At 55.3% G+C, this 9,935-nt stretch carries 11 protein-coding genes; 9 read left to right on the forward strand and 2 right to left on the reverse strand.

Annotation, left to right across the window (positions count from 1 at the left end; all coding sequences use genetic code 11):
* Together IKE44_RS13100 and spo0A are read left to right on the forward strand one after the other, a co-directional pair.
* A partial coding sequence (locus IKE44_RS13100) for a SpoIVB peptidase S55 domain-containing protein (protein ID WP_287466133.1) occupies positions 1–460 on the forward strand: 460 nt, incomplete at its 5' end.
* 290 nt (positions 461–750) lie between these two features.
* Entirely contained in the window at positions 751–1,530 is a 780-nt protein-coding gene (gene spo0A / locus IKE44_RS13105; protein WP_287466135.1) for a sporulation transcription factor Spo0A, read from the forward strand.
* Between the two features lie 128 nt (positions 1,531–1,658).
* Here the strand turns inward: spo0A and IKE44_RS13110 are convergent, their stop codons facing one another.
* Positions 1,659–1,811: a YycC family protein gene (locus IKE44_RS13110; protein WP_064502501.1), complete on the reverse strand. Its 153-nt coding sequence runs from the start codon at positions 1,809–1,811 to the stop codon at positions 1,659–1,661.
* 110 nt (positions 1,812–1,921) lie between these two features.
* On the opposite strand from IKE44_RS13110, the gene IKE44_RS13115 reads away from it, so the two are divergent.
* On the forward strand, positions 1,922–2,650 hold the full coding sequence (locus IKE44_RS13115; RefSeq protein WP_033009425.1) for a glycerophosphodiester phosphodiesterase: 729 nt from the start codon (positions 1,922–1,924) through the stop codon (positions 2,648–2,650).
* A 58-nt stretch (positions 2,651–2,708) separates the two neighbouring features.
* Here IKE44_RS13115 and IKE44_RS13120 read toward each other — a convergent pair whose 3' ends face one another.
* Positions 2,709–2,957 carry a DUF2627 domain-containing protein gene (locus tag IKE44_RS13120; RefSeq protein WP_033009427.1) on the reverse strand — a complete coding sequence of 83 codons (249 nt, stop codon included), beginning with the start codon at positions 2,955–2,957 and terminating at the stop codon, positions 2,709–2,711.
* 134 nt (positions 2,958–3,091) lie between these two features.
* Here IKE44_RS13120 and yqiS point away from each other — a divergent pair, with 134 nt between their 5' ends.
* The 6 genes from yqiS (at position 3,092) to IKE44_RS13150 (ending at position 9,799) form a co-directional block, all read left to right on the forward strand.
* Entirely contained in the window at positions 3,092–3,991 is a 900-nt protein-coding gene (gene yqiS / locus IKE44_RS13125) for a phosphate butyryltransferase (protein WP_483299811.1), read from the forward strand.
* Between the two features lie 20 nt (positions 3,992–4,011).
* A complete protein-coding gene (locus tag IKE44_RS13130) occupies positions 4,012–5,115 on the forward strand; it encodes a leucine dehydrogenase (RefSeq protein ID WP_287466139.1) in 1,104 nt (367 codons plus the stop codon).
* A 54-nt stretch (positions 5,116–5,169) separates the two neighbouring features.
* The gene (buk, locus tag IKE44_RS13135; protein ID WP_033016450.1) at positions 5,170–6,252 is read left to right on the forward strand and encodes a butyrate kinase; all 1,083 of its coding nucleotides are present in this window, start codon (positions 5,170–5,172) and stop codon (positions 6,250–6,252) included.
* A gap of 62 nt (positions 6,253–6,314) precedes the next feature.
* Positions 6,315–7,736, forward strand: a complete 1,422-nt coding sequence (gene lpdA, locus IKE44_RS13140) for a dihydrolipoyl dehydrogenase (RefSeq protein WP_033016492.1) — start codon at positions 6,315–6,317, stop codon at positions 7,734–7,736.
* 67 nt (positions 7,737–7,803) lie between these two features.
* The gene (locus tag IKE44_RS13145; protein WP_287466142.1) at positions 7,804–8,799 is read left to right on the forward strand and encodes a thiamine pyrophosphate-dependent dehydrogenase E1 component subunit alpha; all 996 of its coding nucleotides are present in this window, start codon (positions 7,804–7,806) and stop codon (positions 8,797–8,799) included.
* A 16-nt stretch (positions 8,800–8,815) separates the two neighbouring features.
* Positions 8,816–9,799, forward strand: coding sequence for an alpha-ketoacid dehydrogenase subunit beta (locus IKE44_RS13150; RefSeq protein WP_021322378.1), 984 nt, complete (start codon positions 8,816–8,818; stop codon positions 9,797–9,799).
* Positions 9,800–9,935 lie beyond the last annotated feature (136 nt).

Genomic DNA, 9,935 nt, shown 5'->3' on the forward strand with positions numbered 1-9,935 from the left:
CCGCTTCTCCGATGGCGAAGAGATGATCGGCACGGTGACGAATAACAGTCCGTTTGGCATTTTTGGTAAACTGACAAAGCCATTGCCGGACAGCCCATTCACGAAACCGATTCCGATCGCTTTGGCCAGCCAGGTGAAAGAAGGACCGGCAACAATATTGACAGTGGTCGAAAACGACAAGGTGGAGCAATTTGATGTTGAAATTGTCAGCAACGTTCCACAAAAGTTTCCAGCCACAAAAGGATTCGTCATCCGCGTCACCGATCCGCGCCTGCTCAAGAAAACGGGCGGCATCGTTCAAGGCATGAGCGGCAGCCCGATCATTCAAGATGGCAAACTTGTCGGTGCGGTGACGCATGTGTTTGTCAACGATCCGACATCGGGATACGGCGTCCATATTGAATGGATGCTGCAAGAAGCAGGAATCGATCTATATGGCCGTCAAAAAAAGGCGAGCTGACTGCGAGTCAGCTCGCTTTTTTTGCAGCCCAAAAATTTTTCAAAAAAGACGGCAAATATTTTGCCGATTGGGCATAGATATTTGGTGAAACATCCGTTAAAATGGAACATGTAAAGATTTTTCGACAAATACATGGTTAAAAAAACGAATATTGTCTAAAGAGCTCATTTTTTGCTATAATTTTTATTTTGCATTAATTTGTGAAAAAGAAAAGGATTTTTTGCTGCTGTTGTCGAATGTACGTTAACGGAAAGTTACATAGGAAGAAAATGTGGGGGAGGACGATCAAGTTGAGCATTAAAGTGTGTATTGCCGACGATAATCGCGAATTGGTGTCATTGCTTGATGAATATATTTCGAGCCAGCCGGACATGGAAGTGATCGGCACGGCGTACAACGGCCAGGACTGCCTGCAGATGCTTGAGGAAAAGCGGCCGGATATTTTGCTGTTGGACATCATTATGCCGCATTTGGACGGACTGGCTGTTTTGGAGAGAATCCGCGCCGGCTTCGAACATCAGCCCAATGTCATTATGCTGACGGCGTTCGGCCAGGAAGACGTGACGAAAAAGGCGGTTGAACTCGGGGCTTCCTATTTCATTTTAAAGCCGTTTGACATGGAAAACTTAGCCCACCATATTCGGCAAGTTTACGGCAAAACGACGTCGGTTGTGAGGAAAGCAGCCCCGGCGCCCCAAGTGCGCGACAACAAGCCGAAAAACTTGGATGCGAGCATTACGAGCATCATCCATGAAATCGGCGTTCCAGCCCACATTAAAGGCTATTTGTATTTGCGCGAGGCCATCGCCATGGTCTATCACGACATCGAGCTGCTCGGCTCGATCACGAAAGTGCTGTACCCGGACATCGCCAAAAAATACAACACAACGGCAAGCCGGGTCGAACGAGCGATCCGCCATGCGATCGAAGTCGCCTGGAGCCGCGGCAATCTCGACTCGATCTCATCGCTGTTCGGCTATACGGTCAGCGTCTCGAAAGCCAAACCGACCAACTCCGAATTCATCGCGATGGTGGCCGACAAACTGCGGCTTGAGCATAAAGCGTCATAAAGGGCGGAACGCGGTGAAGGCAAAAGAGGCGGGCCGAAAAAGCGGTTGACCGGCTTTTTGGCGCCGGCCTTTTTTGCGGCCGGGTGCCTACTCGAAATGCCAAGCCACCCGTTGATGAGGGCAGGCCGCTACGGTTCGTCATGCTCTGTTTCCTTTTTCTCAAGTTCGAGCAATTTTTTCATCAAAATATGCGGCGGCATGTGCATCACTTGCTCGATCGGCACGCCGAGCGCTTTTGCCAGCTTTTGCGCCGTCTCCAAGGAAATTTTCAGCGGCTGCATCATCTTCCCCTCCAGTGCCTCATACATTACTTTTAGTATAACCGATCACTGCCGCATTCGGCCAGCTTTGTCGGCCAAATGGCGAATTATATGGGAAAGGAAGAAACGGCATGACATATATTTTTGCCCACCGCGGAGCGGCGGGAACCCACCCGGAAAATACGATGGCAGCGTTTGAAGAAGCGCTGAAGGCGGGGGCGGATGGCATTGAGCTCGATGTGCAGCTGACGAAAGACGGCGAACCGGTCGTCATTCATGACGAAACGGTCGACCGGACGACGGACGGCAGCGGCTGGGTCAAAGACATCCTATACCGCGAACTCCGCAAGTTCAACGCAGCAGCGAAATGGGACGGCCGTTACGGCCATTGCCCGATTCCCCATCTCGAGGAAGTGCTCGCCTGGCTGGCGCCGACACGGCTTTTAGTCAACATTGAGCTGAAAAACAGCCTCGTGGCTTATGAAAGGCTTGAGCAAAAGGTGATCGCCGTTGTGCGCCGCTATGGGCTCGAGAACCGGACGATTTTCTCATCGTTCAACCATAACAGCATGCGTCTTTGCCGCCAGTTGGCGCCGGAGATCGAAACGGCGCTTCTTTATATGGAGCCGCTCTATGACCCGTGGACGTATGTGCAGGCGATGAACGCAGGCGGGGTGCATCCGTACCACCGAACGGTGACGGCGGACTTCGCCGCGGATGCGCGGCGCCGCGGCGTCGCAGTCCGGCCCTTTACGGTGAACAAGCCGAAAACGGCGAAGACGATGTTCGCCTATAAAGTGGATGCGATTTTCACCGACTATCCGCGTCAAGCGAAGGAATGGAAAGAGAAAACGCCTTAACGAAAACCGTTAAGGCGTTTTTTGGCTTTCCTTGAAATGGATGGTTTCCAATTCCGAATCAAGGCGTTTTTCGTTTTCGTTGAAAACGCGCCTGCACTTTGTTCCGTTTTCGGTCGCGGTGCAGCAAAAACCCGCCAATAAACGCCAACCCGGCTGCAAACAGCACAAGCCCGGCGAGAAATTGCAGCCATAAGGCGGCAAACGGCGGCTGCATGATGCCAAACAACGCATCGCGCATCCATTTAATGCCGAGCGCCGCCGCCAGCCCCGGAACGACTAAAATGAACAGCGCAATCATTCGCCCCATCGCGATCGCGTCCCTTTCCCAGCAGAAATCACTTCACCGATTATCATAACCGTTATCCGTCATTTGTCAAGGAACGAAAAAGCGGGTATGATAAAACTGCCTCGACGGATTGGCAGAAAAGGTTGGTGCAGACGATGAAGTCGAACACATTAATCGAGGAAGCAAGTCAATGTCAAGGTCGGACGGTGGCCGTGGCCGCCGCCGAGGATGAGGAAGTGATCGAAGCGGTGGCGATGGCGCTCGAGCATCGCCTCGGCCGGTTTGTGCTGTACGGAGACCGGGAGCGAATCGGACGGTTGCTCAAAGAAAAAGGGGGGGCGCGTTTTGCCGATGTCGACATCGTTCACACCAATTCGGTCGCCCAAGCGGCCGAACTGGCGGTGCGCGCCGTTCATTTGAATGAAGCAGATGCCTTAATGAAAGGGCACGTACCGACGGCAACCTTGCTGAAAGCCGTCTTGAACAAAGAATACGGGCTGCGCACAGGAAAGGTGTTGTCCCATGTCGCGGTGTTTGACGTGCCGGCGTTCGAACGGCTGATCATCGTGACCGACGCGGCCATGAACATCGCCCCCGATCTCGAGCAAAAAGTGCAAATTGTGAACAATGCCGTCAGCGTGGCGCGTTCCATCGGCATCGAGCGTCCGAAAGTCGCGGCGCTGGCGGCGGTGGAGACGGTCAATCCGGCCATGCCGGCAACCGTCGATGCAGCGGCGCTCGCGATGATGCAAAAGCGGGGACAAATCGAACATTGCCTGCTTGACGGGCCGCTTGCCTTGGACAATGCAGTGTCTATGACGGCGGCGAAGCATAAACGAATTGAAAGCGAAGTGGCTGGACAGGCTGATATTTTGCTCGTGCCGGACATTGAATCCGGCAACATGTTGTACAAGTCGCTCGTCTACTTTGCAAAAGCCAAAGTCGGCGCGGTCATCGCCGGGGCGAAGGCGCCGATCGTCTTGACGTCGCGCGCCGACTCGGCGGAAAGCAAACTGTATTCGTTGGCGCTCGCCATCTGTTCGGCAGCGAAATGAAAAGAAGGAGGCCATCTGAGATGGAATTGTTCAAATATATGGAAACTTACGATTATGAGCAAGTGCTGTTTTGCCAAGATAAAGAATCGGGTTTGAAAGCGATCATTGCCATTCATGACACAATGCTCGGCCCGGCGCTCGGCGGGACGCGCATGTGGATGTACAATTCGGAAGAAGAAGCGCTTGAAGACGCCTTGCGCCTCGCCCGCGGCATGACGTACAAAAACGCGGCCGCCGGCCTCAACTTGGGCGGGGGCAAAACGGTCATCATCGGCGACCCGCGCAAAGATAAAAACGAAGCGATGTTCCGGGCGTTCGGCCGCTTCATTCAAGGGCTGAACGGCCGCTACATCACGGCGGAAGACGTCGGCACGACCGTCGCCGATATGGATATCATCTATCAAGAAACCGACTATGTCACCGGCATTTCGCCCGAATTCGGCTCATCCGGCAACCCATCGCCGGCGACCGCCTACGGCGTATACCGCGGCATGAAGGCGGCGGCAAAAGAGGCGTTCGGCAGCGATTCGCTCGAAGGAAAAGTCGTCGCCGTCCAAGGAGTCGGCAATGTCGCGTATCATTTGTGCCGCCATTTGCACGAAGAAGGAGCGAAACTCATCGTGACTGACATCAACAAGGAAGCGGTGGCGCGCGCGGTCGAGGAATTCGGAGCGAAAGCGGTCGACCCGAACGACATTTACGGCGTGGAGTGCGACATTTTTGCTCCATGCGCGCTCGGCGGCATCATCAACGATCAAACGATTCCGCAACTGAAAGCGAAAGTGATCGCCGGATCGGCGAACAACCAGCTGAAAGAGCCGCGCCATGGCGACATCATCCATGAAATGGGCATCGTCTATGCCCCGGATTATGTGATCAACGCCGGCGGCGTCATCAACGTCGCGGACGAACTGTACGGCTACAATCGGGAACGGGCGATGAAAAAAATCGAGCAAATTTATGACAACATCGAAAAAGTGTTTGCCATCGCCAAGCGCGACAACATTCCAACGTATGTGGCCGCCGACCGGATGGCGGAAGAACGGATTGAAACGATGCGCAAAGCGCGCAGTCAATTTTTGCAAAATGGTCACCATATTTTAAGCCGCCGTCGCGCCCGCTAACAGCGGCGCGGGGCGGCCTCCGCCCCGCCGGCGGATGACGGAGGGACGACAACGATGCAAGAGCAGAAGTTCCGCATTTTAACGATCAATCCAGGTTCGACGTCAACGAAAATCGGCGTCTTTGAAAACGAACGGCCATTGCTCGAAAAAACGATCCGCCACGAGGCGGAGGTGCTTCGGCAATATAAAACGATTGCGGATCAGTATGAGTTCCGCAAACAAACGATTTTGCAAGCTCTCGATGAAGAAGGGATCAATTTATCGAAGTTGAACGCCGTCTGCGGCCGCGGTGGACTCCTCCGCCCGATCGAAGGCGGGACGTACCGTGTCAATGAGGCGATGCTTGAAGATTTACGCCGCGGTTATTCGGGACAGCACGCCTCTAATCTCGGCGGCATTTTGGCGCATGAGCTCGCCTCGGCCTTAAACATCCCGGCGTTTATCGTCGACCCGGTCGTCGTCGATGAGCTTGAGCCAATCGCCCGGATCAGCGGCTTTCCGCTCATTGAGCGGCGCAGCATTTTCCACGCCCTAAACCAAAAAGCGGTCGCGCGCCGCGTCGCCAAGCAGCTTGGCAAGCGGTATGACGAACTGAACTTGATCGTCGCTCATATGGGCGGCGGCATCACGGTCGGCGCCCATAAGCAAGGGCGGGTGGTGGACGTGAACAACGGGCTTGACGGCGAAGGCCCGTTCAGCCCGGAGCGTGCCGGGACGGTGCCGGCCGGCGATTTGGTGGCGCTATGCTTCTCGGGCGACTACTATCGCGAGGAAGTGATGCGCATGCTCGTCGGTCAAGGCGGACTTGTCGGGTATTTGGGCACGAACGATGCGGTGAAAGTCGAGAACATGATCGAAGCTGGCGATGAAAAGGCCAAGCTCGTCTATGAGGCGATGGCGTACCAAGTGGCGAAAGAAATCGGCGCGGCAAGCGCCGTATTGGCGGGCAAAGTGGACGCCATCATTTTGACCGGCGGGTTGGCGTATGGCAAATCGTTTGTCGAACGAATCACTCGCCGCGTGCAATGGATCGCCGATGTCATCGTCCATCCGGGCGAAAACGAACTGCAGGCGCTTGCCGAAGGGGCGCTTCGCGTCCTGCGCGGCGAAGAAGAGGAAAAAACGTATTCAGGGTGAAGCGGCTTCGCCGGTTTCAGTCCGGCGTTGATGCGGCAACGGATGAGAAAGGGGAAGACAAGATGGCAAAAGAATACGATGTCGTCATTCTCGGCGGCGGCACGGGTGGCTATGTGGCCGCTATTCGCGCCTCGCAGCTCGGCTTGAAAACGGCGGTTGTCGAAAAAGGGAAGCTCGGCGGCACGTGCCTGCACGCCGGCTGCATTCCGTCCAAAGCGCTGCTCCGCAGTGCGGAAGTGTACGCGCAAACGAAAAATAGCGAGGCGTTTGGCGTCATCGTCGGTGATGTGCGCCTTGATTTCGCGAAAGTGCAGGCGCGCAAAGCAACGATTGTCGACCAGCTCCATAAAGGTGTGCAGCATTTGATGAAAAAAGGGAAGATCGATGTGTACGCCGGCATCGGCCGCCTGCTCGGCCCGTCGATCTTTTCCCCGCTGCCGGGGACGGTGTCGGTTGAGATGAACGACGGCAGCGAAAACGAAATGCTTGTCCCGAAATTCGTCGTCATTGCCACTGGTTCGCGGCCGCGTACGCTACCGGGGCTTGAGCCGGACGGCGAATTCGTGATGACATCGGATGAGGCGCTGCAAATGGAGGTGCTTCCGTCGTCTATCTTGATCGTCGGGGGCGGCGTCATCGGCATGGAATGGGCGTCGATGCTCAACGATTTCGGTGTGGAGGTCACCGTGCTTGAGTATGCCGATCGCATTTTGCCGACAGAAGATGAAGATGTCTCAAAAGAAATGGAAAAACTGCTCCTCCGCCGCGGCGTCAACATCGTCACAGGAGCGCGGGTGCTCGCGGAAACGCTCGAGAAAGGAAACGGCGTCACGATCCAAGCGGAGCATCAAGGCGAGCGGAAAACGTTTGCGGCCGACAAGATGCTCGTTTCCATCGGGCGTCAGGCGAACATTGAAGGAATTGGTCTTGAAAACACCGAAATTGTTGTGGAGAAGGGATATATTCAAACAAACGAGTTCGGCCAAACGAAAGAATCGCACATTTACGCAATCGGTGATGTCATCGGCGGCCTGCAGCTGGCCCATGTCGCTGCCCATGAAGGGATTGTCGCCATTGAGCATTTGGCCGGGCGCAATCCAGCGCCGATTGACTATTCGATGGTGCCCCGCTGCATTTACACCCGTCCAGAAGCGGCGGCGGTCGGCTTAACCGAACAAGAGGCGAAAGCGAAAGGCTATGATGTCAAAATCGGCAAATTTCTGTTTAAAGCCATTGGCAAGGCGCTTGTGTTCGGTGAGGCGGAAGGGTTTGTGAAACTCATCGCCGACCGGAACACGGACGATCTGCTTGGCGTCCATATGGTCGGGCCGCACGTGACCGATTTGATTTCCGAAGCCGGGCTCGCCCGCGTGCTTGATGCAGCTCCGTGGGAAGTGGCCCATGCGATCCACCCGCATCCGACGCTGTCAGAGGCCATGGCGGAAGCGGCGCTGGCGGTCGATGGCAAAGCGATTCATTTTTAGTTCGTGGCGGCATGAGCTTGGCGCGTGATCATTGGTTGACTATGTGAATCTAAGGGAGGTTGTTGTGATGGCGCAAAACCGTCATCAAGCGCTCGGATTAAGCGATGACACGGTGTTGGAAATGTATGAAACAATGCTTCTCGCCCGCAAGCTCGATGAGCGGATGTGGCTGTTAAACCGCGCCGGAAAAATTCCGTTCGTCATCTCGTGCCAAGGGCAGGAAGCGGCGCAAGTCGGCGCGGCGTTCGCCCTCGATCGGACGAAGGACTATGTACTGCCGTACTACCGCGATATGGGGGTTGTGCTGACATTTGGAATGACGGCGAGAGAATTGATGCTGGCGGCGTTCGCCAAGGCGGAAGACCCGAACTCCGGAGGCCGGCAAATGCCTGGCCATTTCGGGCAAAAGAAAAACCGGATCGTCACCGGCTCCTCGCCCGTGACGACGCAAGTGCCGCATGCGGTCGGCTTTGCGTTAGCGGCGAAAATGGAAAAGAAAGATTTTGTCGCTTTTGTCACCTTTGGCGAAGGGTCGTCGAACCAAGGCGACTTCCATGAAGGGGCAAACTTCGCCGGTGTTCACAGGCTTCCGGTCATCTTCATGTGCGAAAACAACCAGTACGCCATTTCCGTGCCGATTTCGAAACAACTCGCGTGCGAAAAAGTGTCCGACCGCGCTGTCGGTTACGGCATGCCGGGCTATACGGTCGACGGCACCGATCCGCTTGAAGTATACCGCGTCGTCAAGGAAGCGGCCGACCGCGCCCGCCGCGGCGAAGGGCCAACGTTGATTGAAGCGGTGACGTATCGGCTGACGTCGCACTCGTCGGATGACGACCATCGCGTCTACCGGACGGAAGAAGAGCTCGCCGAGGCGCGCGCCAAAGACCCGATCATCACATTTGCCAACTATTTGAAAGAAACGGGCGTTTTGACCGATGAACGGGATGAAGAAATTCAAGCGCGCGTCATGAAGGAAGTGAACGAAGCGACTGACTACGCTGAGAAGGCGCCGTATGCCGAGCCGGAGCACGCGCTTCGCTACGTGTATGCCGAGGAGTAAGGGAGGGGATTTGACGATGCCTGTTATTTCCTATATTGATGCGGTCACGATGGCAATTCGCGAAGAGATGGAGCGCGACCCGCGCGTGTTTGTGTTAGGAGAAGACGTCGGCCGAAAAGGCGGAGTGTTCAAAGCGACACAAGGATTGTACGAGCAGTTTGGCGAAGAGCGCGTGATTGATACGCCGCTTGCCGAATCGGCGATCGTCGGCGTCGGCATCGGCGCGGCGATGTACGGTCTGCGCCCGATCGCGGAAATTCAGTTTGCCGACTTCATCATGCCGGCGGTCAACCAAATCATTTCGGAGGCGGCGCGCATTCGCTACCGCTCGAACAACGACTGGAACTGCCCGATCGTCATCCGCGCTCCATACGGCGGCGGTGTTCACGGTGCTCTGTACCATTCTCAATCGGTGGAAGCGATTTTCGCCAACCAGCCGGGGCTGAAAATCGTCATGCCGTCGACGCCGTATGATGTAAAAGGATTATTGAAAGCGGCGATTCGCGATGAAGATCCGGTGCTCTTTTTCGAGCATAAACGCGCCTACCGCCTCATTAAAGGAGAGGTGCCGGAAGACGACTACGTATTGCCGATCGGCAAAGCTGATGTCAAGCGTGAAGGAGAGGACATCACGGTCATCACGTACGGGCTGTGCGTCCATTTTGCCTTGCAGGCGGCCGAACGCGTCGCACAAGACGGCATTTCCGTCCATCTGCTCGATTTGCGCACCGTCTACCCGCTTGACAAAGAAGCGATCATCGAAGCGGCGAGCAAAACGGGGAAAGTGCTGCTTATTACGGAAGACAATAAAGAAGGCAGCGTCATGAGCGAAGTCGCCGCCATTATCGCGGAGCATTGTTTGTTTGATCTCGACGCGCCGATTATGCGCCTTGCCGGTCCAGACGTTCCGGCCATGCCGTATGCGCCGACGATGGAGAAGTTCTTTATGGTCAACCCGGAAAAAGTCGAAAAAGCGATGCGTGAACTCGCGGCGTTTTAACATAAATCAGCCAGAAGTCCCCCACCTCTACAGGTGGGGGATGAATGGCGTTCGGTTTTTCTGTTTTTCTCTTTCTTCTTTGGATGGCAATAGAATACAATAAACATAGGAGGTGAAACCATGTATCGAACGCTGA

The sequence above is a fragment of the Geobacillus sp. genome (assembly GCF_017515625.1).
GTDB lineage: Bacteria > Bacillota > Bacilli > Bacillales > Anoxybacillaceae > Geobacillus > Geobacillus stearothermophilus.

What these genes read in the sequence shown, in the direction of transcription:
- buk (WP_033016450.1), top strand. Translation starts at nt 5,170, where the DNA reads ATGCAAGAGCAGAAGTTCCGCATTTTAACGATCAATCCAGGTTCGACG.
- IKE44_RS13115 (WP_033009425.1), top strand. Translation starts at nt 1,922, where the DNA reads ATGACATATATTTTTGCCCACCGCGGAGCGGCGGGAACCCACCCGGAA.
- IKE44_RS13130 (WP_287466139.1), top strand. Translation starts at nt 4,012, where the DNA reads ATGGAATTGTTCAAATATATGGAAACTTACGATTATGAGCAAGTGCTG.
- IKE44_RS13110 (WP_064502501.1), bottom strand. Translation starts at nt 1,811, where the DNA reads ATGCAGCCGCTGAAAATTTCCTTGGAGACGGCGCAAAAGCTGGCAAAA.
- IKE44_RS13120 (WP_033009427.1), bottom strand. Translation starts at nt 2,957, where the DNA reads ATGGGGCGAATGATTGCGCTGTTCATTTTAGTCGTTCCGGGGCTGGCG.
- IKE44_RS13145 (WP_287466142.1), top strand. Translation starts at nt 7,804, where the DNA reads ATGGCGCAAAACCGTCATCAAGCGCTCGGATTAAGCGATGACACGGTG.
- yqiS (WP_483299811.1), top strand. Translation starts at nt 3,092, where the DNA reads ATGAAGTCGAACACATTAATCGAGGAAGCAAGTCAATGTCAAGGTCGG.
- IKE44_RS13150 (WP_021322378.1), top strand. Translation starts at nt 8,816, where the DNA reads ATGCCTGTTATTTCCTATATTGATGCGGTCACGATGGCAATTCGCGAA.
- lpdA (WP_033016492.1), top strand. Translation starts at nt 6,315, where the DNA reads ATGGCAAAAGAATACGATGTCGTCATTCTCGGCGGCGGCACGGGTGGC.